At 45.4% G+C, this 23,560-nt stretch carries 21 protein-coding genes; 7 read left to right on the top strand and 14 right to left on the bottom strand.

Annotated features, from left to right (window positions below):
- Positions 1-23 precede the first annotated feature (23 nt).
- Both QUB26_RS12720 and QUB26_RS12715 read right to left on the bottom strand, forming a co-directional pair.
- Complete coding sequence (locus tag QUB26_RS12720; RefSeq protein ID WP_333318253.1) at positions 24-302, bottom strand: ATP-binding protein; 279 nt, start codon at positions 300-302, stop codon at positions 24-26.
- Positions 272-622 (bottom strand): hypothetical protein, encoded by a 351-nt coding sequence (locus QUB26_RS12715; RefSeq protein WP_333318251.1) that lies wholly within the window; start codon positions 620-622, stop codon positions 272-274. Before QUB26_RS12715 ends, QUB26_RS12720 begins: the two co-directional genes overlap by 31 nt.
- A 222-nt stretch (positions 623-844) precedes the next feature.
- On the opposite strand from QUB26_RS12715, the gene QUB26_RS12710 reads away from it, so the two are divergent.
- The 4 genes from QUB26_RS12710 to QUB26_RS12695 all read left to right on the top strand — a co-directional run bounded on the left by QUB26_RS12710 (position 845) and on the right by QUB26_RS12695 (position 4,194).
- Positions 845-3,370 carry an NACHT domain-containing NTPase gene (locus QUB26_RS12710; RefSeq protein WP_333318249.1) on the top strand — a complete coding sequence of 842 codons (2,526 nt, stop codon included), beginning with the start codon at positions 845-847 and terminating at the stop codon, positions 3,368-3,370.
- An 88-nt stretch (positions 3,371-3,458) separates the two neighbouring features.
- Positions 3,459-3,740 carry a type II toxin-antitoxin system ParD family antitoxin gene (locus QUB26_RS12705; protein WP_333055324.1) on the top strand — a complete coding sequence of 94 codons (282 nt, stop codon included), beginning with the start codon at positions 3,459-3,461 and terminating at the stop codon, positions 3,738-3,740.
- Positions 3,737-4,039, top strand: coding sequence for a type II toxin-antitoxin system RelE/ParE family toxin (locus QUB26_RS12700; RefSeq protein WP_333238791.1), 303 nt, complete (start codon positions 3,737-3,739; stop codon positions 4,037-4,039). Before QUB26_RS12705 ends, QUB26_RS12700 begins: the two co-directional genes overlap by 4 nt.
- Positions 4,036-4,194, top strand: a complete 159-nt coding sequence (locus tag QUB26_RS12695) for an NACHT C-terminal helical domain 2-containing protein (RefSeq protein WP_333238793.1) — start codon at positions 4,036-4,038, stop codon at positions 4,192-4,194. The genes QUB26_RS12700 and QUB26_RS12695 overlap by 4 nt, the downstream gene beginning before the upstream one ends.
- 186 nt (positions 4,195-4,380) lie before the next feature.
- Here the strand turns inward: QUB26_RS12695 and QUB26_RS12690 are convergent, their stop codons facing one another.
- From QUB26_RS12690 to QUB26_RS12680, 3 genes are all read right to left on the bottom strand, one after another.
- Positions 4,381-4,968 carry a zf-HC2 domain-containing protein gene (locus QUB26_RS12690; RefSeq protein WP_333238795.1) on the bottom strand — a complete coding sequence of 196 codons (588 nt, stop codon included), beginning with the start codon at positions 4,966-4,968 and terminating at the stop codon, positions 4,381-4,383.
- Between the two features lie 139 nt (positions 4,969-5,107).
- A complete protein-coding gene (locus QUB26_RS12685; protein WP_041622468.1) occupies positions 5,108-5,767 on the bottom strand; it encodes a sigma-70 family RNA polymerase sigma factor in 660 nt (219 codons plus the stop codon).
- A 93-nt stretch (positions 5,768-5,860) separates the two neighbouring features.
- Positions 5,861-6,352 (bottom strand): molybdenum cofactor biosynthesis protein MoaE, encoded by a 492-nt coding sequence (locus tag QUB26_RS12680; RefSeq protein WP_333228440.1) that lies wholly within the window; start codon positions 6,350-6,352, stop codon positions 5,861-5,863.
- Positions 6,353-6,988: 636 nt separating this feature from the next.
- Between QUB26_RS12680 and QUB26_RS12675 the strand changes: the two genes are divergently transcribed.
- Positions 6,989-7,393, top strand: a complete 405-nt coding sequence (locus tag QUB26_RS12675; RefSeq protein WP_333055329.1) for an SH3 domain-containing protein — start codon at positions 6,989-6,991, stop codon at positions 7,391-7,393.
- A 280-nt stretch (positions 7,394-7,673) separates the two neighbouring features.
- Here QUB26_RS12675 and QUB26_RS12670 read toward each other — a convergent pair whose 3' ends face one another.
- Positions 7,674-8,654: an aspartate carbamoyltransferase catalytic subunit gene (locus QUB26_RS12670; RefSeq protein ID WP_333238798.1), complete on the bottom strand. Its 981-nt coding sequence runs from the start codon at positions 8,652-8,654 to the stop codon at positions 7,674-7,676.
- 639 nt (positions 8,655-9,293) lie between these two features.
- On the opposite strand from QUB26_RS12670, the gene QUB26_RS12665 reads away from it, so the two are divergent.
- A complete protein-coding gene (locus tag QUB26_RS12665; RefSeq protein ID WP_193973492.1) occupies positions 9,294-9,512 on the top strand; it encodes a DUF4327 family protein in 219 nt (72 codons plus the stop codon).
- 179 nt (positions 9,513-9,691) lie between these two features.
- On the opposite strand, the gene QUB26_RS12660 is transcribed toward QUB26_RS12665, so the two are convergent.
- The 4 genes from QUB26_RS12660 to QUB26_RS12645 form a co-directional block, all read right to left on the bottom strand.
- Complete coding sequence (locus QUB26_RS12660) at positions 9,692-10,933, bottom strand: protein kinase domain-containing protein (protein WP_333238800.1); 1,242 nt, start codon at positions 10,931-10,933, stop codon at positions 9,692-9,694.
- A 956-nt stretch (positions 10,934-11,889) separates the two neighbouring features.
- Positions 11,890-14,193, bottom strand: coding sequence for a serine/threonine phosphatase (locus tag QUB26_RS12655; protein ID WP_333318247.1), 2,304 nt, complete (start codon positions 14,191-14,193; stop codon positions 11,890-11,892).
- A gap of 427 nt (positions 14,194-14,620) precedes the next feature.
- Positions 14,621-17,176 (bottom strand): DHH family phosphoesterase, encoded by a 2,556-nt coding sequence (locus tag QUB26_RS12650; protein WP_333318245.1) that lies wholly within the window; start codon positions 17,174-17,176, stop codon positions 14,621-14,623.
- Positions 17,177-17,294: 118 nt separating this feature from the next.
- Entirely contained in the window at positions 17,295-18,110 is an 816-nt protein-coding gene (locus tag QUB26_RS12645) for a PD-(D/E)XK nuclease family protein (protein ID WP_333238808.1), read from the bottom strand.
- A gap of 186 nt (positions 18,111-18,296) precedes the next feature.
- Between QUB26_RS12645 and QUB26_RS12640 the strand changes: the two genes are divergently transcribed.
- Complete coding sequence (locus QUB26_RS12640; protein WP_333318243.1) at positions 18,297-21,380, top strand: type ISP restriction/modification enzyme; 3,084 nt, start codon at positions 18,297-18,299, stop codon at positions 21,378-21,380.
- A gap of 100 nt (positions 21,381-21,480) precedes the next feature.
- Here the strand turns inward: QUB26_RS12640 and QUB26_RS12635 are convergent, their stop codons facing one another.
- The 4 genes from QUB26_RS12635 to QUB26_RS12620 all read right to left on the bottom strand — a co-directional run bounded on the left by QUB26_RS12635 (position 21,481) and on the right by QUB26_RS12620 (position 23,386).
- A complete protein-coding gene (locus tag QUB26_RS12635; RefSeq protein WP_333238812.1) occupies positions 21,481-21,825 on the bottom strand; it encodes a DUF5615 family PIN-like protein in 345 nt (114 codons plus the stop codon).
- Positions 21,822-22,115: a DUF433 domain-containing protein gene (locus QUB26_RS12630; protein ID WP_333140545.1), complete on the bottom strand. Its 294-nt coding sequence runs from the start codon at positions 22,113-22,115 to the stop codon at positions 21,822-21,824. Before QUB26_RS12630 ends, QUB26_RS12635 begins: the two co-directional genes overlap by 4 nt.
- A gap of 122 nt (positions 22,116-22,237) precedes the next feature.
- Positions 22,238-22,906, bottom strand: a complete 669-nt coding sequence (locus tag QUB26_RS12625) for a Uma2 family endonuclease (protein WP_333238814.1) — start codon at positions 22,904-22,906, stop codon at positions 22,238-22,240.
- A 219-nt stretch (positions 22,907-23,125) separates the two neighbouring features.
- Positions 23,126-23,386, bottom strand: coding sequence for a hypothetical protein (locus QUB26_RS12620; protein WP_333318241.1), 261 nt, complete (start codon positions 23,384-23,386; stop codon positions 23,126-23,128).
- Positions 23,387-23,560 lie beyond the last annotated feature (174 nt).

Below are 23,560 nucleotides of genomic sequence, written 5' to 3'. Positions count from 1 at the left end.
GGGAATTACAGAACAGCTTTACTTTAGTCAAGCATAAACCCCAGCTCGCTCCAAATAGCTGGTAATTCTTCAATCAACTTAGCTTGGAGGTCGAAAGGCTCTCCCATATCCCAAATTTTGACTTCTAGGCGTTCGCTAAATACGGTTATTTCAAGGTTGATCGGAGTTTCAAAGGGCAGATTTTTGTGGGCGTGGCGAACAGCATTTGTAAACCCTTCGATCGTAGCAAGTTTGCACTGCTGCAAAACTGCTTCGGGAATGGGTAGATACTCTAAAAAAAAAAAAACTGCTCGACCCACCATAAAACTTGCGTAACACTCTTGAGGTCAGTATTTAGTTGCAAATGGATTGTTTTAATTCGATGAGGATAAATCGGATAAAAGTCTCGATTTTGTCTTTTTTTTAATCCCAAATTAAAACTGTTTAACAAACCAACTGCCCGATTCAAATAACCAGATTGATTGGTCTGCTGGGCTGGTATTATACCTGGATGAAAACTTTTCACAATTAACAGACAGTTTCGCTGGTCACAAGTGCGTGTATAGCTTAGCTTATCGGCAATTTTGCTAATAAGTTTTATGCCGATACCACGGGAGGGAATTTCATTGAAATTATTGCTCATCTTGCTATCCTTCCTCATCATTTAATAGGTATTTTTTAGACACACAAGAGACTGGCATTCTGAAGGATTAATTTTGCATGATTTATGTCTGAATTTTCGCCTGTGCCGTGCAGTTGCTGTCAGGAACATTTTCTCTTGGTTGCTGGGGTCTTGACAAACTCAGTTTGCGATCGCTAAACTGATCTAAAATTGACATTGACAATTAAAGAAGTAAATTATATAATGACGACCCTCAAAGCCTCTGAGGAGGGATTAGTAAAAATTAAGCAAGCTAGAAGAGAAAGGGGCTCGACTATAGAAGACCCCAGATGGCTAGTAGAAGCTAGTCAAACATTAGAACCCGATCGAACTTGGACAGAAGCCGGGCCCTATGCCGATGGCCTGTCTCTACCAACTTGGAGGCGTTTTTTAGGAGGAAGAGAACCCATTAAAGCTAATGCTTTCAAGGCTTTCTGCACGGTTTTGCAGTTGAATTGGGAAGAAATTGTCGATCGTCCTCCTTTAGCCCTCCCTTACCAAGGGGGGGTTGGGGGGGTTAAAGATTTTTGCCAACAGCATATTGATTCGGTAGTGCAAGAAATACGGCAAAAATGCCACACCAAAATCCAACAGCTTTACAGCAAAATGCAACTGTTGGATATTGCACAGCCCGTTGATGTCAGCAACCTCTACGTTGAAGTCAACATTTTGGAGGAAATTACCAGTTGGCAGCCCGGAGAAATTCGCGATTTACTCAGAGACTTCAACCCAGATGCGGATAACTTTAACCGCTTGGGATTGGGTAAAGTACGCCAGAAACGAGTCCCTGGATTGGATGCGGTGAAATCTCACTCTAAACTGATGGTACTCGGCAAACCTGGTTCCGGTAAAACTACCTTTTTGAAACACATTGCCATTCAGTGCGATCACGCAAAATTTGAAGCCAACAAAATACCGATTTTTATCCCTCTGAAAACCTTTGCTGAAATACCTAATCTTGACTTATTAGAATATATCAGCAACGAACTTGCCAGTTGGGGAGTTGAGGCGCGACCGCAAACTGAATTCGTACTCAGTCAAGGCAGAGGCTTGATTTTATTGGACGGCTTAGATGAAGTGCGAGAATCTGATAGCGATGCAGTCGTCAGACAGATTCGTCAGTTTGTCCAAAAGTATTACAACAATCAGTTTATAATTACCTGTCGAATTGCCGCTGCTAAGTACCGATTCCACGACGAAGCCTTTACCTGTGTTGAGGTAGCCGATTTTAATAACAAACAAATCGCTGCCTTTGCGCTCAATTGGTTTGTGGCTTTTTCCCATAATCTGGAGGCAGGGAAAGCTTTAGCATCTCAATTTGTAGAGAAGCTAAAACTGCAAAAAAATCAGCAAATCCGAGAACTGGCAGTAACGCCTATATTGTTAAATCTGACTTGTTTAGTATTCCAAGCCAAAGCAGATTTTCCCTCCAACAGAGCCAAGTTGTATGAGGAAGGACTGGAAATTTTGCTCAGAAAATGGGATGAAACCAGAGGCATTCAACGGGATGAAGTTTATCGCAATTTAAATTTTTCCCACAAGCAACATTTACTGGCTTTTGTGGCAGCTATTACTTTTGAGCAGGGCGATTACTTTTTTGAAAAAAACTCTGTTCAGCAATTGATTGCCGACTATCTAGCTAACTTGCCCGATGGCAGAACTGACCCCGTTCAGTTGGAGAACCATAGTGAGGTTGTCCTGAAGGCGATCGAGGCACAACATGGCTTATTAGTGGAGAGGGCAAGAGGGATTTATTCGTTTTCTCATCTAACATTCCAAGAGTATTTTAAGGCTAGAGAAATAGTTAACAATTCCGATCCACAAGCTTTGGAGAAACTGGTCAGCCACCTGACCGAGAAGCGTTGGCGAGAAGTATTGTTATTAGCAGTTGGGATGTTGCAAAAAGCTGATGAGTTGTTGATGTTAATCAAACAGCAAGTTGATGAGCTGGTCGCTGAGGATGAGCAGTTGCAGCAGTTCCTAATGTGGGTAAAAAATAAATCTTTTTCCATTAAGGCTCCTTATAAACCATCAGCTATCCGCGCTTTTTATCTGGGTCGAGAGGTAGAGCGCGTTAGTAACCCTCGTTCTAACTTAAATTTTGACTTAAATTTGATCCGTATTCTTGGTTATGCCATTGACCCTACCTTTAAACCACCCCTTGAACTTTTTTTCTTGGACTTTACTTCTTATTATGACAATGAACGTGACTCTGGCTTGGCTACTGAACGCCACTCTGACTTGGCTACTGATATGGTTCTTGATGTTGCAATGGTCTATGCAATTGACCTTAATATTCCCTATACTTATGCTGCAGGCTCAGGTCGCAATCTTCTCTCTATCCTCGCCTTTACTCTCAATTTAAATCTGGAACCAGAATTGAAGCAATCTCTGCAACAACTCAGAGACCAACTATATGATTCAGCATATACAAACAGAGTACAGGAGTGGTGGAGAAGCGAGCGCGAGTGGTGGAATGCTAAAGGTAAAGATTGGACTCAGCAATTAAGAACTGTGATGATTAAATATCGCAATATAGGTCACGATTGGCAATTTAGCGAACAACAAAATTCATTGCTAAGGAAGTATTACGATGCTAATAAATTGCTGGTAGATTGCCTCAATAGTGGTTGTAATGTATCTCCTGCTGTGCGGCAGGAAATTGAGGAGACATTGCTGTTGCCGATCGCAAATATCCAAAAAATCGGTGACAAGTGCGATCGAGTTTAATTGATCGCCCTCGCCCTCCCCTTCGCCTTTACACGGAGAGAGCCACTGGAAATGATATAATGGCTAAAAGTTATTAGAAGTAAAGCGTATGAACATTACTCTAAAACCTGACCATAATAAATTCATTGAAGCCCAAGTCAAAAGTGGCAAGTATTCTTCGGTGGATGAGGTAATTGCTGCGGCCTTGGAACTACTCGCAGACAGAAGCGATCGGCAACAGAGCGATCGTTATCAAGAATGGGTCGATGAAACTCGTCCAAAAGTAGCGGCCGGACTAGCTCAGCTTGAACGCGGCGAAGGAATTGATGGGGAGATAGTTATAGCTAGATTGCGGGAAAAATTTCGCAAAATGCGGGAAAATCAACAATGAGCCGCTACATTATTTCCCCTGAAGCCAGTCGCGATCTCAATGAAATTACCGATTACTTTGCAACTAGGAATATAGATGCAGGTGAACAATTTGTTGAAGACTTTGATAAAAAGTGTCGTAATTTAGTTAAGTTCCCCAATATAGGGCGCAGTTACGAAGAACTAGCTCCTTCTGTGCGGGGAATTCCTATCAGGGGTTACATAATTCTTTATCGGGCACTGGACAACTTAATTGAAATTGTTCGGATCGTGAGGGGAGAACGGGATTTACCTTCTCTATTTTCTGATGATGACGAGTGAAATTGCTGGTATATTGCCTCAATAGCGCTTCTAATGTATCTCCTGCTGTGCGGCAGGAAATTGAGGAGGCATTGCTGTTGCCGATCGCACATCTGCAAAAAACCGATGACAAGTGCGTGAAGCGAAGCTATCCCGTAGGGAATCGCCCGCTCTAATTCCACTCGCTACCTACTCGCATATTAAGATGCGATCGCCCCACAATTCGTCATTCAAAGGCGGGAAAATGTCAACGGATATATCACCTTAAAAAACTGGGAAAAACAGCAAAAAGCCCCCTTTTTTAGGGAGCTTAGCAACTTTCGTTATTGCTCAAAACAGAAATCCTACTGCGCCTTTAGCAATTACTTTTGAGGGGTTGCTACACCAACTTTGGGAATATCCACGATCGGTGCATTCACCCCAAGCATCAAATCATTGGGATTAACCATCTCCACCAGAGGCTCGTTTAAAGCCATCATCAAACCGTCAGATTCAGCAGGAACGGGCGATCGAGCAAACTGAGGAGCAAACAATTGGCGGCCGCCACCGACACCGGACACCACCGCAACCAACAAAGCTGCGATCGCACCTCCACCCAAAATCCAAGTTTGTTTCGGCTTGCGTTCCACCCGCTGCAAAACCTTCGTCGCCAACTCCTGTGCAGATTGTTGTGCAGCAGGCACCGGCATTGCCTGAAAGCTCTGCTGCATCATCAGCAGTCGCGAGTACAAACGCTTCGTAGTGGGGTCATTTGTCAGCCACTCCTCAACTTGCCGGCGTTCTGTCGCCGTCACTTCACCGTCGAGGTAGGCACTTAGCAATTCAAAGCGATCGCGCATCATAGTAGTTACATTGCCCTGGGCATAATTGTTGTTAACTTGATTTTGGGCGAGTGAATCCCCGACGCCTTGCTGATTTTGATTTTTATCGGATTCAAAGTTACCCTTCATATTTCACACTTGCTCTAATTGGGGAATCACGCACTCGCTATTAGAATGATTTACTGCTTATTTATATTTTAAAATAGAAGTTTTGATGTCACAGCAAACTTCATCAAATCTTCTTAACCCGCCTCTGAAATTACTCTTGCTAATTACCATCAAGATATTTTTGCAATTCCAACTGCAATCTTTGGCGAGCTCTAGCAATTCTCGACTTGACAGTTCCCAGAGAAACTCCGGTCATTTCGGCTATTTCCTCATAGGCTAAACCTTCTATTTCTCTCAAAACAATGGTAGTGCGGAAGACTTCCGGCAAATCTGCGATCGCCACCCGCAACTGGTCGTAAAATTCTCTCGTCGTCAAATCTTCATCAGGCCCCGGACTGTCTGCCGGAATTTCCCAATCAACCTCGCCATCTTCCAGAGTACGAGGTACGTCGAGCGACAGCGGAGTTCGCACCCGTTTGCGCTTCCGCAACTCATCGTAAAACAAATTAGTGGCGATGCGGCTCAGCCAGCCCCGAAATTTAACAGGCTCTTGCAAGCGGTTAATATTGCGGTAGACCCGAATCCACACTTCCTGAGCCAAGTCTGCTCGGTCTTGCCAGTCAGGGGCCAAGTGATAGAGAACCCTGTCTACGTGGGACTGATACCGCTTCAACAGTTCTGAAAAGGCCGTGGTCTCAGGTCGATTTCCTTCCTGACACCGCAACACCAAGTCATAATTAGAGAGTTTTTCGGCTGGCAATTGCACTCTTTGAACGGTCGCCACAACCGCAGACCAGGACACGGAAATAAAGTCGCTCATCGGTGGAATTGGCTCATCGAACATTCCACACTTTTTGACGTTAGGAGATCGTAACAAGTTCCCCTCTTCTATCTCAAATCTCAAATCGATTGACTAATGCCCGACAACCTCGCACGCTCCAATACTAACCCAACTGCTAGAACCGTCGGCCCAATGTTCCTTTTTCCAAATCGGTACATTGTGTTTGAGCGTATCTATGGCGTACTGGCAAGCTGCAAAGGCCGAGTCCCGGTGGGGACAGCCAACAGCCACCAGTACGCTGATTTCGCCTACCTGCAAGTGTCCGACGCGGTGGTGAATGGCGACCCGATTGACATCGGCCCACTGGCGGCGGATTTCAGTAGCAATTTGCTGGAATACTCTCACGGCCATCGGTTCGTAGGCTTGATATTCTAGGGAAACTACAGCTTGACCGTCAGTTTGGTTGCGGACTGTACCGCTCATCATTACCACCGCTCCGTTCGCGGGGTCATCTGCCAAAGCGTATATTTCCTCTACAGACAACGGCGCTAAGGTAATGGCGAAGCTGTCTGATTCATGGCGTTGAGGAATTGTGCCGATCGAAAGTGCAGCGAAGGAGTTCATTGCGAAAGAATTGGTGCTGGAGAAGTTAATTGATCTTGACACAAATCAAGTCGCGATGGATTTGTCTTGCATTCTTGTCGGGGACATAGGGCGACTAATCTTGAGACCCATCTTGTAGCACGGGCGAGGGCCCGACGCCATCGCCCCGAACTTCTGCACCAGTGCGATCGGCTACACTATGACTGGCCCGAAACAAATTAATATCGTGATTGAAGACGAGCCGGATGCTTGTTCGATCGAATTAACTGCCGATATTGCTGTAGCAATTCAATAAATCAGCACCAAAATAAGTAGTGTCATTCGCAACTCAGTACAAGCAATTTCCAACCCCAATCGATAACTTCGTTCCCTTTTGAATGAAACAGTTAAGTTTAATTGAGCCCGGAGTTCCGATCCGCGTCTGCAAAATTTTGAGCAGTCGATGTAAACTTTATTTATTTTTTTGTTCCGGAAAGCTACATCAATGACATGATATACCTGTGCAGGGTTCAGGAAAATTAGCCAATACTCGGCAACAGCAAGACCTTAACGCCCTTTTGTGGCTTTTATGAAACATAAGTTAATAATTTGGGCTGTTAATTGAGGTTTTGACCTGAGTCTGCACCAATAAAGGTTAACAACAATCACGAGGAAACTATGGAAGCACTAGCATTGAGCCACTCTTTTGTTGCTTATGAATCTCCAGAGTCCGAACTCCAAGTCAAGTCGTTAGACCAACTGGGCTTGAAAATTCCTAATTCTGCATGGATAGGCGTTGCAGGTATGGCAGTAGCCCTATCTGTTCTGAGTGTCGGTGGCGAAGCCCAGGCAGCAGGTTGCTACCGCAAACACTGTGGCCATCGCGCCCATCACGGTCATCACAACTACGCCAAAGTTGTCACCAATGGGGGCCGACTGAATATCCGCAACCGCCCCAGTAGCTGTTCTCATGTAATCGGCAAGTTATATCGTGGAGACCACGTAAAATTAACCGGTCGTTACAAAAACGGCTGGGCACAAGTCAAAGGTGGCGGCTGGGTATCTGCGTCCTGGCTTTCCTAACTCTTAACTAGAGCACTTGACATTTCTAGAAAGAGTTTTAATCGTTACCCGGCCATACTGGGTAACGATTATTGTAAAGAGGCGATCGATCCTGAAAATCATGGAATATCCGAAATTCATGACCACGAATTTCAAAGGTGGTATCAAGCCCCCGGATTTATCCGTGGAATCAATCCAAAATCGAAAATCGAAAATCCTCAAGAAAGAGCATTTATCTCGCGCAAGTCAATCGAAAATCCAAAATCCAAAATCTAAAATCGATTGACTAACAACTAATAGCCTAAACTTTACCGCCACCGATTAGATAAAGTAATGCCATCCGCACCGCCACGCCACTGGTAACTTGCTGAGAAATCAGGCTAAACTGGGCATCGTCCATCAAATCCGAACTAATTTCTACGCCACGGTTAACCGGGCCTGGGTGCAACACTTTCACATCCGGCTTGCAGAGTTTCAGTCGATCGCGCGTAATCCCGTACAAAGAATGGTACTCTCGTAAACTCGGCAGCAAATGGTCGCTCATCCGTTCCTTTTGCAGCCGCAAAGTCATCACAAAATCAGCATCGGCCAAAGCAGGTTCAAGCTGCCAGTGCAAAAATAACTTGCCTTTCCTACCATCGCCACACTCAGCAAACAACAGCGGCAGCAAAGTCGGCGGCCCGGCCAAATGAACCTCTGCCCCAGAAGCCGTTAAACTCCAAATATTAGACCTAGCCACCCGCGAATGCAAGATATCGCCCACCACAGCAATTTTTTTGCCCGCTAAAAGTTCCAGCCGCGGATTTTCGTTATCTAACAGAACACAAATAGTAAATAAGTCTAGCAAACCTTGCGATGGGTGTTCGTGCTGGCCGTCTCCAGCATTGAGAACGCTGACTCTTGACCCCAAGCGATCCATTTCCGAAGCAATCGTGCTGGGAACTCCAGCTTGTTCGTGCCGGATTACCATCAAATCCGTTCCCATCGCCAGATAAGTCTTAGCCGTATCCAGAATAGTCTCCCCCTTCGTTAGAGAAGAACTTCCAGGGGTAAAATTCAGCGTATCCGCTGACAGCCGTTTCGCCGCCAACTCAAAACTATTGCGAGTCCGGGTAGAAGGTTCAAAAAACAAATTCGCGACCACTTGACCCTGCAGGGCCGGCACTTTCTTCGTGCGGCGGCCGAGCACATCCCGAAAACTGGCTGCTGTTTGCAGCACCGTATCGTATTCGTCCGAGGTAAAATCAGCCAGAGTGAGAATGTGTCGCCTTGTCCAAGTCATACAATTTTAGATTTGAGATTTGAGATTTTAGATGGACTCAATCAGGACGGACGATGGGTTTGGAACTTGCTGGTACGCCCGCTGTGCTGTCGCCTTTGAATGTTCGATCGACATTTAGGGGTGGCGATCAACAGTATCCAACAATTTTCGATCGCTTTTGCGGTCAGTAGAGTTATAATCGGTTTATGTAGTTCACATCCCACTCTCACAGCGAACCCAGCGTCGAAGGTGAAACAGGTGTGGTTTACCCGCAGGAAAGCGGAAATTACGCTGTAGCAGCGAAAGCGCAGTAGTTGCAGTTTCTCCTACGCAAACTCAGCCTTTTCCAGAACAAGCCGAGCGCAGCCCTTGCATCTACTACTATGTGGAAACAATTGAGGCGGCAAACCTTCCACTGCCGATCGACAGCATACAGTGCGACATTTCACAGATGATTAATTCTTTGAAGTCGGTCTTGACTATTCAGTCTTGCTTATAGGGCCTTGTCAAAACGAACAGTGTTGAGATACAAGTTGAATATGTAGCTTCCCGACTAAAATCTACACGTATCTTGGCTAGACTGTTCTTGGCGAAACTGCGATAAAGAGTGTGCGCTGGGAAGTGGTAATTACACAAGATTTAAACAATTCAAGAGGTATTATGAGCCAGAAGGTGATACAGCCGATGGTTAAGTTCCAGCGTCAGGTGCATTCTCTCGTCACGTCTGACATTATCAAGCCCACAGACAGTATTTGGAAAATTGCTCTGCTTTACGGCGACGAATGGCCGTACTGGAAACAGCAATTGCTAGAGTTTGATTTTTCTATGCAAGACCCCGTGAGCGAATTGATAGCTGTAGAAGCTTGGGACGAAGAATAACAGAGGAGACGGAGGACTGGGGTGTCGGAGAGAAATTTTGAGGCGATCGGGTAAATTTTCTTTCATAAATTTCCGTTGCTAAATTCTTCCCTCTTCCCTCTTCCCTTTGCTCTGTTCCTAATGACTAATGACTAATGACTAATGACCAATGACTAATGACTTCTGACTTCTGACTTCTATTAAAGGGAAGCTGCTAAAGCTCGAGCTAATTGTTGAGCAGTTTGAAAGCGATCCCCAGGCTTAGCTGCCGTGGTTCGCAAAATGGTGTCCCGCAGCTTGGGAGCGATCGTCGGAATATTTTCGAGCTTAAAGCCGTAACCTCCAGCTATTTTCCCGTAAAAGTTTTGAGGGCTTTGGGCCGTTAGCAAAAAAATTAAAGTAGGCCCAATAGCATATAAATCCGACTGAGGGAGAGGCTGTCCCCGGTCTTGTTCTGGTGCGGTGTAGCCTTCAACGCCGATGCGAGTGCCCGGAGGAGTGCCGATTTCTTTAACGGCGCCAAAATCCAGCACTGTAATGCAATTGTCGCGGTGGCGCACCAGCAAATTAGCAGGTTTAATATCCCGATGGACGATCGGGGGTTTTTGAGAGTGAATGTAGTCCAAAACCTCACAGGTTTGGATCATCCACTCTATTGCTTGTTGGGGAGCAACAGGGCCGCGGTTGTAGATGCGTTTTTCTAAATCCTCGCCGTGGAGCATTTCCATCACCAAGTATTTTTTACCCCCTTCCACAAAAAAGTCAAAAAACTGAGGAATTCCCCGATGGTGGAGGGCCTTGAGAGTTTTAGCTTCACGTTCAAACAGTTCTTGAGCTTTGGCGATTTGAGCCATATCAGCATTCATTTCCTTGAGGACTACCAGAGAAGCGGCGGGGGAACTTCCGGGTTGTTGAGCTTTCGCTTTCTCTCGATCCCAGGCTAAAGTCGTTGTCCCCATACCGCCTTGGCCCAAAGTTCTTAGCACTTGGTAGTGACGCACCGTGCGATCGACTTTAATCGGTTCGCCGCAGTGGATGCAGAATAAATTCCCCGGCGGGTTTCCCACGTGGGTACACCTTGGTGGCACAAGATTGACGTTGGGGTTCGCCTCAATCTTGCCCCCGAGTTCAATAGTAATCACTTGGAAATGCAGAATTGGGCCGCCCCGCGCCAACTGGATCAGGGCACCGTCGGATATCCAACCCTGAGACATGAGAATACCGTTAACCAAAGTGCCATTTGTCCCCGAATTGACTAAGTACCACTGACTGGATCTCCCGTTATTAACTCTTTGCAATTCCAGATGCTGCCGCGACACTAGAGCATTGGGGATCACAACGTGATTGTCTGGAGAGCGGCCAATGCGAATAATGGATTCGCTCTGGAAACTCCACTGTTGCAGGGGGGTTTGTTTTTCTGGATCTAAAAGAGTCAGCAGCATTTTCGATTGATGTGGTTGAACTCCCTGATGTGGCAGTGAGAGTGGGCGGGAATTTACAGATTTGGGGCGTAGGGCTTTGAAAAATTAGAAATTAAAAATTAATTATGAGCTTCACAGGTTAGTTTCAGGAAAACTTTATAATATCCTGATTATGATTAAAGATTTCATAAACCATGAATTTATAAATAGTTTTTTGGGAACAATTATCCGTAAAATTTCTGAGGGGTCGATCGCTCCTTAAAACACAGTCGATCGATTTAAAAATTGAAACTATAAAAAGTAGGTAAACAATCGCTAAACTTTTACGTAAATTTGCTGGAGCAGCAGGTTGTGATTTACCCCCACATCTATAGGTAGCGCGGGCACTTCCTGCCTAGGCCCAAATTGCCCCAAGAGCGATCGAGTATAAAACAGATTTCGCATCAGCCCGCCTGCTGACCGAAAGAATTCAGGATACCCGCCACGTGATTCATCCGTCCAGAAATAAAAAACCTGTATCAGATGAAACTTGCCCCCCGAATTTATGCGTGGGGTCAATGCTTCAATTCTAAAATCTAAAATCTAAAATCTAAAATCGATTGACTCACTTCATTGTAGTTGATTTTTTTTCATTAGACTAACTATTTTTGTAAGTTAAAGCTCTTTCAACTATGATGAATCCACTTACTATCAAGCAACTTTATTCGGTAGATTTCCTGAACATAGTCTCCCAATTAAAGCTACTGATAAATGGTTAGTCCTCCACAGCTTTTTGGAGATTGTATGAGTCTGTAATCATTTTTTGATAACTCAAACCGAAGCTATTTTAACACCGGATACCTCAGAACAGAGCGAGAAGTAAAGCTTTGCCCGGAAACGACAGAAGCTGTTTTTTTTCTATGCAACAATTGCAGGTTTAACCCAGGCCGTCACGGCGGAAAGACGCCACCTTTGAAAAAGTTGGCAGCATCTAAATTCTAAAATCGAAATGCGCCTACCTGCGCCCGAATGATAATTGCCGTGATATTGTCGTGACCGTTGCGTTTGTTGCCCAGTTCAATCAACTGAGCAACTCCCTCGTCGAGATTGGCTTGGGGATTGAAAAGGGGTTCGAGAGTGTTTTGCCAGTGAGTTTCCAACAAATCATTATCTGTCAGGCCGTCGGAAGCCAAAATCAACAAAGTATCTTCGCACAAGTCTAAAAACTGCACCTCTGGCTTGAGAAAATTACTGTCTCGCGGGCCGATGGCTTGAGTTAGTTGATAGGCGTCGGGACGGGCATAAGCAGTTTCCGGGTCAACTCCGCGCTTAATTTCGCGCTGCCCCACTTCGTGGTCTGAGGTGATTTTTTCTAGGGTTTGTCCCTTTCTCAGTCGGTAGAGGCGGCTGTCGCCGACGTGGGCAACGGCGAATTGGGTGTCTTGAACTAAGACTGCGACTAGAGTTGTACCCATGCGGGCGCTGCCGGAGCGTCCGTCTTTTTGATTGATTTCAAAGATGGCTTTGTTGGCTAGCAGGACTCCCTCGCGGATAGTGTCTGCCGGAGGTAGTTGATTTTCCCAACAGGTTTGAAAGAATTCTCTGAGGGTTTCAGCCGCTAGTTGGCTAGCTACTTCTCCGCTGTCGTGTCCGCCCATGCCGTCGCAGAGAATGTAAAGCCCTTTGGTTTGAAAGATGCGACCGAAGCAGCTTTCGAGTTTGTTGAGCTGAGTCCAGATGCTGAAGAAGTCTTCGTTGTGGTCGCGCGTGCGGCCCACATCGGTGAGGCCTGCGTCTTCTAAGCTGTAAATCTGGAGTGGCATGGGCTGGGTTAAGACCTCGCCAACGTCGGCGGGCGACTCGTCGGGGCTGCGGTAATGCCTGCGTGTCGGGGTTGAGCTTGGTGAAGGTGCGGGTTGGAGTTCGAGGGGAACTGTTTCTAGGCGCGATCGCAATTCTTCTATTGTGTTAATCTCGCCTCTGTACATTTGTTGCAGGAGTTCGAGCAATGCGCCAAACTGAGTGCGATGATCGGACTGGCTAAATATCACCTGCCACAGTTGCCCCAAATCTACCAGTTGCAGGTTTGAGCCGGCGGGTTCGGGATAGAGGTATTGCAGCCGTAAAGAAGCCAAGGAAAAGGAAGAGTCGGGGTTGACTCGCAAATTTGTCAGTTCCAACAAGCTTTGCCGACAGCGCCAGGGTTCTAGGGCAGCCCACAGTTCTGTCATTTCGTGCAGCCAGTATAAAATTTGCTGGGTGGAAGTTTCGGGTTGACTCCAGCGTTCTACCAGCAGCGGCCATTGGGAACAGTCTTCTAGCAGCAGCACTGCCTGTTCGTTGTCTGACCAGCTATCGTGAATGACTGGCAGGTTTTGAGAGAATTGCCACCGGAGTGCCAGATAAGGTTCAGCTATGCCTTGGCAAAGCTCTGCTAAGGCGGGATTGGTTGAATTTTCTCCGCCTTTGATTGCTGCGGTGTAGGGGGAGGTTCGTCTGGCGACGCTGGCAGAGTTGGCTGCTAGCATGGCTTTGAGGGGTGACATTTCCAGCGGCTGACAGTCCAAGACTGTTACTGCTACTGTGTCTGAGCGTTTTCTCGGCGGCACGGTTTCTAGGAGTTGGTAGCGCTGCTGAGTGTCTAAATAAGCTCCTGCTGGCTGGGAAGGGATTAAATATTCTGAATTGGGGACGGGGAATTCTGGAGATGGGGGGGAGATGTCAGCGATGTTTGGGCTGTCGGAGTTCTCTGTTGCTTCCTGGATTTGTTTAGGCTGTGGTGCGGTTGTAAAATTCGGCTCAGATGCGGTTATTTCGCGCTCTGGTGCTGTAGTAGAGCTTTTTTCTGTTGTTTGAAAGGATGCTGGTACGATCGCCCCCACGGCTACCACAGCGTCTATTTCTGGGCTGCTGAATTCGGCGACTTCGGTCAGTGGAGAAGTTGATTCGACTGCTGTTGGGGGTTCGGTTGGGGTGGTTATTTCTGTTTGAATGCTGTCTGTGATTGGTTCAGCAGAGTTTTGGGGCGATGCGGTTTGTGGAACGATGTCTGATTTTTGGGGAAATTCGGCTGGGGGTATGGTTGACTCGTCTGGTTCGACTGCTGGAAAATTCGATCGACCGCAGATAATCGCCCGCCACACTTGACCTGTTGCGACGCCGCAATTCTGACATAATGCGGCGCTAAAAGCGACTTGGGCACCGCATTCGTGGCAAGGTTTGTAAATTAGGGAATTTCCGCATTGTTGACAAAACTTGTTTGGATTGGGATTTTCAAATTGGCAGCGGGGACAGAGAAGCATAGGGGTTTTAAATTGGAGATGGGCGATCGAGTTTGGCGGTGGGGAGTTTGGGGTTTTGGCTTGTGAGTTAGGAGTTATGAGTTTTGGGTCTGACTCGCAACGGATAACTCCCATTGCCCTATGCCTTATTTTATCGGGATGAATTCAGAACTAAGATATTTCTTAGAACTGAGATGTTGCCTCCGTGTCAGGAATAGGCCCTGCCAGGGAGAGAGGGGGAGAGGGGGAGAGGGGGAGAGAAGGAGAGAGGAAGAGGCCCAGAGGATTCTTGCTAATGGGGAATAGGGAATTGACATATAAAATTTAAATTCTGTACAGCTTAGAAGCCCGCCCCACCTGGGGTTTCGCCTGTTCGCCCCACCAAAAAAGTCAACTCATAAGTGGAACAGGCATCTTGCCTGTTACTGAAAATGTTGGCAGATATCAGTTAGAAGGGAATTGCTGTAGAATCTTCTTGGAAAACGGTTTCTCGCGCGATCGACACAATGGTGGAAAGGGGTACTTCACAGAAATATTTCCGCCGGAATTGTTCTTCGGAGACTGCTGCTAGGAATTGCGCTGCAAAACGCGCGGCAATCGGGGAATTTGGCACTGAGAATTGAATGGATTGGCTATCTAATAAGGGTTTGGGGATTTCCTCTGGCGCGTCTTCACGCCGTGCGGTTTCGGGTTGTCTGGCGATGTGGAAAGCTCGATCGCGATAATTGATTTTAAAACCGAGATATGTTAGGGTTTTGAACCCCAGTTGCAGGGATGTGTCGCTGATGCCGAGTTTTTGGCGGAGTTGTTGTCTGGTGACGGGTTTGTTGGTGCGGCTGAGGTATTTGGCGATGCCGATTAGCTGTTGGCAGATTTGCTGTGGGGGTACGAGTGGAGGTAAAGTATAGGCGATCGCGAGTTTTTTCTGAGTGTGCTGTGCTTGCCGAAACCAGATCCGCAGTTCGTCCCAGCTTGCGGGGCATTCTTTGAGGACGATCGAGTTTTCGCGATCGACCATTTCGGAATTGTAAACTAGATTGTCGATCGGCATTTGAGATTCTAAGTTTGTGCTAGCGCCTAATAACTCTTCATCGTTATTTCTATTGCGCCAGTCTACAATCCAATCTATTTGAGTCGGGGAATTTATTGGGTTGTCTTCCGTGCGTTCCCGCACTGCTATGAGGCGCACTTCATACCGCGATTTGTAAGTATTAAAATCGAGTTCAACGGTGACATCGCAGCGGCCTTGGGGAACTTCATTTTGATTGTGTCCCCACCAAATGCCGGGAAATCCCATATCGGTAGATTCATCCCTAATTGTAAATTCTGTTTTAAGATATTCTACTTTTTGCCCTTTCAAATCCTTAATTTTTTGATTCCAGAGATTTTCAAACCAGCAGTTTTCAATCAGCAATTTGGGTGCGGGGTTTCCCATACCGCAGGGTTCGAGCAATTTTAGTTCTTGAAATAAGTCCTTGCCTAATTCGGAGACGGTAATTTTTAGGTCGGCTTGAACGGGGGTCGCTGTTAAACTATCTGTGCTGTATTGTTGCCGCAGTTGCTGATTTACCGCATCGGTAAATAGGGGGATATTTTCAACTGGGAGACTCAATCCGGCAGCGAAAGGATGACCGCCAAATCTGTGCAATAAATGCGCTTGATCTTTGACTAATTGGTAAAGGTCGATTTGATTGGCGGAACGCGCCGAACCCCGGGCAATTTTGGATGGGGAAAGTGTTGGTGATTCTGAATCTAAGAAAGAGGTAAATTGTGTTTCAGGGGAATTTTCGTTAATTTCTTCGCTTCCTTCTGTGCAGAATAAAACCACGGGACGGCCGTATTCTTGGGCGATTTGTCCCGCTACTAATCCTAATACTCCTACGGGCCATTGGGGGTCGCTGAGGACTATGACGCTAGTAGTTGAAAGGTCGAGTTTGGCTAGTTTGTTGGCGGCATCTTTGGCAACATCTTTTTGTAAAGATTTGCGCCGGGAGTTGGCAATTTCGGTTAAATTTGCTAGTTCTTCGCAGCGTTTTTTGTCGCGGCTGGTGAGGAGTTCTACGCAGAAGCTGGCGTCACCTTGAATGCGGCTGACGGCGTTGATTCGGGGGCCGAGGCCGAAGGAAATGTCGGTTGGGCGATCGCCCGATCTTTTGCACAGTTCGAGCAATTTTGCAACTCCTGGGCGGGTGGGATTTGCAATTTGTTTTTGCAGTTGTTGGATGCCGATTTGTGCTAGGTAGCGGCTGTCTCCTGTAAGTTGGACTAAATCGGCAATTAAGCCGATCGCTACTAATTCTAATAAATCTGCGATCGGGCGCTGTGGAATATCTGGTAATGTGTGATATAATGCTTCAACTAATTTGTAAGCTACTCCCACTCCTGAAAGGTTAAATAGTTGGTGGTTTGGGGGAAAGTAGCGGGGATTGATAATGGCTGTAGCTGGCGGGCGATCGTCTGGTAATGTATGATGGTCGGTAATAATTGTATCGATGTTTAAGCTAGTCGCATATTCGATTTCAGCGATGTTTGTACTGCCGGTATCGCAGGTAATAATTAAGCTAATTCCCGATTTTGCTAAGGCATCTATTCCTGTGATATTGAGTCCGTGAGATTCGGTTAAGCGGTTGGGAATGTAATAAGTTAGTTGGTCGTTTTGAGTAAAAAATTCTCCCAGTCCATCCCAAAGTACCGAGGTTGAGGTAATGCCGTCGGCGTCGAAGTCTCCCCAAATTGCGACTTTTTCTGCGCTGTTTCGTGCTTGCTGGATTCTTTCTATCGCCCAGTTCATTTCTAGTCCGAACTCAAAGGGACTTGCGGGTTGATAAAGTTGGGGATTTAAGAAACCGGGTATTTGTTCGGGGTTGTGAATTCCTCTATACCAGAGAAGTGCGGCGGCATAGTTTCCGGGGAGTTCGGGTGCGTGGTTCCTGACAGCTTGGATCAGCCAATCTGGGGGCTGGGATAGGAGTTGAGTTTGCAAATTTTGAAGTAGTTGTGTCATAAGTTATTTCATTAATTCCTGTAGGGGCGGGTTCACCAATAATCTTTCATTCACATCCACAATATCTATAAACCCGCCCCCACCGGGCGACTAATAGTTGCATAGTACAAGATTTGAATTAAATAAATATTTCATCGATTATAGCAAGATTTGGCAGCCAATCTGTGGGAGTTTCTGCGAGAATATCTGGTGAGGGAGTTTTTGTGTCAGGTGTGCGGTTGCACCGAGTGGCAAATTGACAGGAATCGCAAAGATTGGAACTAATTTCTACTTGGGGTAAAAATTCGCCACCTTCGGTATAGCGCTGTCGCCAGTCGGTTAGCTGCTGCAATAGGTGGGTTAAATCTTGTTTTGTGCGATCGTGTTCTGTTTGGTTGTAATAAAATGTGAGTTTTTGCGGCGGTTCTTCTCCTTGCAATTGTACAAACCAGTATGTCATGGAAACTTGTTCGGGGGAATAGTCGCTGGTTTCTACTAAGACGTATAAATAGAGGCGAGTTTGCCAACTTTCGGCTATCCATTTTGATTTTTGAGGGCGGGGATAGGTTTTCCAGTCGAGAATTTGGGCGGCGTTTGGTTCGGCTATTAGCAAGTCATAGATAACGGTGAATAGGTAGTCTTGGAAAATTAGGGTGCGGGGGTGTTCGGCTTGGCGGAAAATTCTATCGCTATTTTCTGAATTGGCGAAAAGTTCGGGTGCGGTGTTGATAAATGCTGCCACACAGCGTCCCAGTTCGGGGTCTTGTTGGATGATGAATTCAATGGGAAGTCCGAGTTCTCGCTGCTGCATTAATAGGTGAAAGTGGCTTCCCCAGGTGAGTTTTTCTTTGTGTTCTGGGGAGGCGGTGGTGGCGAGTAGTTCGAGGTAGCTGTGTTGGAATTTGCGGGGGCATTCTTCGAGGATTTTGAGTTGGGTTTGGGATAGTCGGAGCATTTTTTTATGATTTTATATTTTATATTTTTTAGGCTGGTAAGCGAGGCGATTAATCTTTTTTTTGACCGCAGATTGAGGCTGATGACGCAGATGGACGCAGATAATTTTGATCGCATTTTTGGGGGAGAGTGCGATCGCCCTACACTTACCATTATATAATGATTCATACCGTTAACGGCGAAGCCAATGCGTTTTGATACCTACATCCAGTCAATTCAGAGCAATCTCCAGCGGGGAAGCGAGCGCACCCATTACCCAAGTATCAAGAATTTACTCGATAATCCGGCGGCTAGTTTGGTAGCAATCATAGAAGAAAAAGGTAATAAAGCTGGTGTTCCAGATTTTACTGTCAGGCGCAGGGATTTACTCGTCGGTTATGTGGAAGCTAAGGATGTCGGCTTAGATTTGAATCCTGTTGAAAAAACCGAACAGTTGCAGCGATATCGAGAATCGTTAAACGGAAATTTAATTCTCACCAATTATCTAGAGTTTCGCTGGTATGTTGAGGGGAAAGTCAGATTGACCGCCGTTTTAGCCGAAAGAACAGGCAACGAAATTACTCTCTGCAATTCTGACAAAACTCTTGAATTAATCGAGGGATTTCTTAATTACGCCGGTGCAGCCATTAACAGTCCTGAAGATTTGGCAAAGCAGATGGCGCGCTTAACTAAATCAATTCTACTCGCTACAGAATCAGCTTTGCAAATCGAAACTGAAACCGGAGAATTACATCAACTCAAGCGTGGATTTAATGAGATATTGCTGCCGGATCTCAATGATGCGGCTTTTGCAGATATGTACGCTCAAACTATTTCCTATGGTTTATTTGCCGCGCGAGTTGGTCACGCTCAGAATCCCGGAAATCAACTTTTTGACCGCCGGACAGCGGGCACGTACATCCCAGCCACTAATCCGTTTTTGCGGCGATTATTTAACAGTATTATCGAGACCGATTTACTCGGTAAAATTAACTGGGCAATCGATGATTTAGTCGAGCTACTAGGGCGAGTTGACATGACTGCTATTCTGGAAAACTTTGGTAGCCGCACTCGGCAATCCGATCCAGTTGTTCATTTTTACGAAACCTTTCTGGCAGCTTATAATTCTGCTTTGCGGAAAAGTCGCGGCGTTTATTATACTCCTGAACCCGTTGTTTCCTATATTGTTCGCTCTGTCGATGCTATTCTGAAAAACCGTTTTAATCTACCTCTAGGATTGGCAGATAATAGCAAAAATCCAGATACGCAACAGCCGCGAGTTCAAATTCTAGATCCGGCAACTGGTACGGGTACTTTTCTTTACGGAGTTGTCGATCGCATTTATCAAAATTTGGCAGATATGGGAATATCTGGGAGTTGGAATCAGTATGTACAGGATAATTTATTAAACCGATTATTTGGTTTTGAGTTGTTAATGGCTCCCTATGCCATAGCACACCTTAAACTCGGTTTGCAACTGCAAAATCTCGGCTATGAGTTTAGCAGCAAGCAGCGTTTAGGAGTTTATCTCACCAATACATTAGATGAAGCTTTAAAAAAATCAGAGGTTCTCTTTGCTCAATTTGTGGCGCAAGAAGCTAATGAAGCTTCAGCAATTAAGCGGGATGTCCCGGTGATGGTTGTGTTGGGAAATCCGCCTTATTCTGGTCATTCTGCTAATAAGAGTGAATGGATAGCAGGATTGGTAAAAGATTACTATTATGTGGACGGTGTACCGCTGAAAGAGCGCAATTCTAAATGGCTGCAAGATGATTATGTAAAATTTATTCGTTTTGGACAGTGGCGAGTTAGTCAAACGGGGTTTGGTGTTTTGGCTTTTGTGACTAATCACGGTTATCTCGATAACCCGACTTTTCGGGGAATGCGTCAAAATTTGATGCAGACTTTCACTGATATCTATGTTTTAGATTTGCACGGTAATTCTAAAAAGAAAGAAGTTTCTCCAGATGGTTCGCCAGACCAAAATGTGTTTGATATTCAGCAGGGAGTCAGTATTGGCATTTTTATCAAAGAACCTGGTAAGTCTACTCCGGCAAAAGTTCATCATGCGGAGTTATGGGGAAGTCGAACTTCTAAATATGAAATTCTCAACCAGTTAGATATCGAGACAACTGAATGGGTGGCTGTTGAGCCTCGGTCACCAGAATATTTATTCATTATACAGAATGTCGATTTAAGAACCGAGTATAACAGCGGTTGGAAGTTGACCGAAATTTTTCCAGTTAATACACTGGGATTTCAAACTCATCGCGATCACTTTGCCATTGAGTTTGAAAGGGAAGATATCAAGAAAAAGTTACAAGATTTCAGGAATATCAAAATATCCAACAAGGAAATTGAGGAAAAATACGATCTCAAAGATAACCGTGATTGGAATGTAGAAACTGCCCGACAACAAATTCGCCAAAATGAAAACTGGGAAAAATGGCTAATCGACTGCTTATATCGTCCTTTTGATTGGCGTTTTTGCTACTTTAGCACTGTAGCGATGGACTATCCTAGAACTGTTTTGCAACAGCATTTAACTAAAGAAAACCTTTCGCTGCTGTGTCCGCGACAACAAGCTACTCTAGGCTTTCAGCATATTTGGTGTGCAAATGTTCCAGCAAATGACTGTGTAATTTCGACAACCAGCCGGGAAGCAAACCAAGTTTTTCCCCTTTACCTCTATCCTGACACCGAAAACGAACAGGGTAATTTATTCACCGATCGCACTCCCAATTTCTCCCAAAACTTTCTCAGTGCAGTTCGTCAAAAACTAGGCTATGTACCAACTCCCGAAGCAATCTTTTATTACGCCTATGCTGTCTTTCACATTCCTACCTACCGCCAGCGTTATGCAGAATTCCTCAAAATAGACTTTCCCCGCTTACCCTTAACTTCCGACAATGAACTTTTCACAACACTCGCTAAAAAAGGTGAGGAATTGGTAGCACTGCACTTGATGAAATCGAAAAAATTAAATAAGGTAATTACTAAATATCCTGTTAGCGGCGATAATGCTGTTACTCAAGTTACTTACAATGAATCGGAACAGCGGATTTATATTAACAAACAGCAATATTTTGAAGGTATTTTCCCCGAAGTTTGGGCGTTTAAAATAGGTGGATATCAAGTATTGGATAAATGGCTTAAAGACCGCAAAAAAGCAAATCGCAGTTTATCTTTTGATGAGGTGTTGCACTATCAGCGCGTCGTAGTTGCTTTGAAAGAGACAATGCAAATTATGGCTGAAATTGATGAGGTGATACCGGATTTCCCTTGGGAATAGCTACCCCCTTTATCATTCGGCGGTTGAAACCGCTACTACAAAAACGAAGTCCGCCTCCGCGGACTAAGAAATAAACGGGGTTTTTAACTCGGATTTGGTATTATACATATAAAAGCTGATTAGTAATTTCATCAGCCGTTAGGGTATTTAATAAAATGGCAACCCGTTGAGCAATCTCATAGGCGTTCTTTTGAGGAATCACAATAATCCCCGAATGTTGTTTTCCTTCTGTCATATAATCTAGATGCAGTCGCTCAAAGTCTACGCGATTATGGGTGAGCAAACATCGCTCAATAGATGCTGCGTAAGCTAATTGTTGGCTATCGGATTTACTCAGCATTCCCTGTTCGCTGGTTGTCGTCACATCGAACCCTCTAGCCAGCAGTAAAGTAGCTACAAGCCTTGAAACATCTTCATCTGTATAAATAGTTGCAAACAGTTTCACGGCTTTCTCATTGCAGCTTTAACAGCAGGATGAATCAATTCTTCAGGAATTCGATTGCGCTCAATATAAGTATTTATTTCTTCTTGGTTATCCAAATAAAAGCTCAGCGCGTCAAAAATTTGAGCTAATTTCAGGTGAGGTAAGTGCATGGGGATTTCTTCAGGAGTAATACCCAAACGCCACAATTCCACGATCGCCCGAACGGAAGTCCTGGTTCCTGCGATAATTGGTTCGCTTTGCAAAATTTCAGGGTGACGTGCGACATAACGCGAAACAGATTGTACATTCATGGCAGATTAACAGGGCAGATATATTTTTATTATATGTTATGATTGAGGCTATAAGTGTGTAAAAAATTAAGGGCGATTCTCTACGGGATAGCTATGCACGCGCGTACTTTTCACCAACCTCTCTACAAACTCCCAATTTGTTGAGCAAACCACATCGCCGCCGTCCCATTTCCCTCACCCAAAAGTTTTAAAGTATCCGATAGAAAAGCAATTGGCAATCCCTCAAGCGCACCGGAAATCTCGCATTCCTGATATTTCCCGTTTTCCTGCAAGCGAAATGCCAAAACTCTCTCGCCCTTAATATCTACTACCCAATACTCAGGAATTCCCAAAGCAGCATACAACCGCTTTTTTTCATCTAAATCGCTGGCCAAAGTCGTATCGGAAGTTTCTATCACTAAATCGGGAATTCGCGATTTATTTAGATTAAGTCGGCGCGGTTCCCCTTTTTGCCACTGGATGAATTCTCCGCCAATATATAAAATGCGATCGGGCGCACCTCCTCCTACCTTTGGCTTCTCAATTACACATCCACCCAAATCATCGAAAGCTTGTCCTCCTTTGCTGACAAACCAGGCGTAAAATACCAGAGTCAAGAGGTTGTTAAATCTGGCGTGCTGAGGCCCTTCATTACCCATGTCTATCCAAAGATATCCTTCATAAAAAAATATTCTGGCTTCCTCCAAAGATGGATCTTCGCAGGCTGCTACATAATCTTCCCATGTCGCGACTTGCCATTGAGGAATTTCACCCACTTGAGACACGATGAATTTTGCAGTTGTAGAAGTCATGATTTAAAAGCAAATTTAGGATATTTTTATCCTAACTTAAGTCGCTATTTATAGCCGAAGGAAGAAGGAAGGCACTACACTGATACACGGATTAATTATCGAGTCTGAGTCATTCTTAAAAAGGAAGAAGGAAAATACAAGAAAGATCGACTTGCAGTCAGACGAAGGGGGCGGGCACGGGGGCACCGCCCCTACAAATGGCGATCGCAATCCTTGTGCTTATCGAATTGCTGTGGGCGCCGCCATTGGTACTTCTAAGTCTGGTTGCAAGTCAAAGACTACGACAAGTGTTGCTTGAGGCATGAGTTGACGCAGACACAGCAAGTGCCCGTCAGCATCCGATCGACTGCGAAATCGCCCCACAATCGCCCGCTGCATACTGGGCATGAGTTTGGCAATCGCCCAAGGGTAAAGGCGTTTTTGGTACGCGATCGCCCCAGGATTCGCTGTGAATCCCTGTTGATAACCGTTTTGTGGCATAATCGTGTTGTATTCGTAAGGAGTACACAAAAGGCGTTAGTAAGTTTCTTGGCGGGAATGTACTAACGCCTTTTCCATTAAAATCCAAGCACATATCACAAGAATTGTCAATTGTCAATTCTTAACGCTAAGTTTTAACGGTTATCCTATCTGAAGCTTTTATCGGCTATGGAT

Source organism: Microcoleus sp. B4-C1 (assembly GCF_036705285.1).
Lineage (GTDB): Bacteria > Cyanobacteriota > Cyanobacteriia > Cyanobacteriales > Microcoleaceae > Microcoleus.
The sequence above is the reverse complement of the archived record's forward strand: the minus strand, read 5'-3'. Positions and strand labels throughout refer to the sequence as shown.

Excerpts from the sequence above, each read along its gene's own strand:
- QUB26_RS12720 (WP_333318253.1), bottom strand. The coding sequence starts at position 302 with ATGGTGGGTCGAGCAGTTTTTTTTTTTTTAGAGTATCTACCCATTCCC.
- QUB26_RS12715 (WP_333318251.1), bottom strand. The coding sequence starts at position 622 with ATGAGCAATAATTTCAATGAAATTCCCTCCCGTGGTATCGGCATAAAA.
- QUB26_RS12710 (WP_333318249.1), top strand. The coding sequence starts at position 845 with ATGACGACCCTCAAAGCCTCTGAGGAGGGATTAGTAAAAATTAAGCAA.
- QUB26_RS12705 (WP_333055324.1), top strand. The coding sequence starts at position 3,459 with ATGAACATTACTCTAAAACCTGACCATAATAAATTCATTGAAGCCCAA.
- QUB26_RS12700 (WP_333238791.1), top strand. The coding sequence starts at position 3,737 with ATGAGCCGCTACATTATTTCCCCTGAAGCCAGTCGCGATCTCAATGAA.
- QUB26_RS12690 (WP_333238795.1), bottom strand. The coding sequence starts at position 4,968 with ATGAAGGGTAACTTTGAATCCGATAAAAATCAAAATCAGCAAGGCGTC.
- QUB26_RS12685 (WP_041622468.1), bottom strand. The coding sequence starts at position 5,767 with ATGAGCGACTTTATTTCCGTGTCCTGGTCTGCGGTTGTGGCGACCGTT.
- QUB26_RS12680 (WP_333228440.1), bottom strand. The coding sequence starts at position 6,352 with ATGAACTCCTTCGCTGCACTTTCGATCGGCACAATTCCTCAACGCCAT.
- QUB26_RS12675 (WP_333055329.1), top strand. The coding sequence starts at position 6,989 with ATGGAAGCACTAGCATTGAGCCACTCTTTTGTTGCTTATGAATCTCCA.
- QUB26_RS12670 (WP_333238798.1), bottom strand. The coding sequence starts at position 8,654 with ATGACTTGGACAAGGCGACACATTCTCACTCTGGCTGATTTTACCTCG.
- QUB26_RS12665 (WP_193973492.1), top strand. The coding sequence starts at position 9,294 with ATGAGCCAGAAGGTGATACAGCCGATGGTTAAGTTCCAGCGTCAGGTG.
- QUB26_RS12660 (WP_333238800.1), bottom strand. The coding sequence starts at position 10,933 with ATGCTGCTGACTCTTTTAGATCCAGAAAAACAAACCCCCCTGCAACAG.
- QUB26_RS12655 (WP_333318247.1), bottom strand. The coding sequence starts at position 14,193 with ATGCTTCTCTGTCCCCGCTGCCAATTTGAAAATCCCAATCCAAACAAG.
- QUB26_RS12650 (WP_333318245.1), bottom strand. The coding sequence starts at position 17,176 with ATGACACAACTACTTCAAAATTTGCAAACTCAACTCCTATCCCAGCCC.
- QUB26_RS12645 (WP_333238808.1), bottom strand. The coding sequence starts at position 18,110 with ATGCTCCGACTATCCCAAACCCAACTCAAAATCCTCGAAGAATGCCCC.
- QUB26_RS12640 (WP_333318243.1), top strand. The coding sequence starts at position 18,297 with ATGCGTTTTGATACCTACATCCAGTCAATTCAGAGCAATCTCCAGCGG.
- QUB26_RS12630 (WP_333140545.1), bottom strand. The coding sequence starts at position 22,115 with ATGAATGTACAATCTGTTTCGCGTTATGTCGCACGTCACCCTGAAATT.
- QUB26_RS12625 (WP_333238814.1), bottom strand. The coding sequence starts at position 22,906 with ATGACTTCTACAACTGCAAAATTCATCGTGTCTCAAGTGGGTGAAATT.
- QUB26_RS12620 (WP_333318241.1), bottom strand. The coding sequence starts at position 23,386 with ATGCCACAAAACGGTTATCAACAGGGATTCACAGCGAATCCTGGGGCG.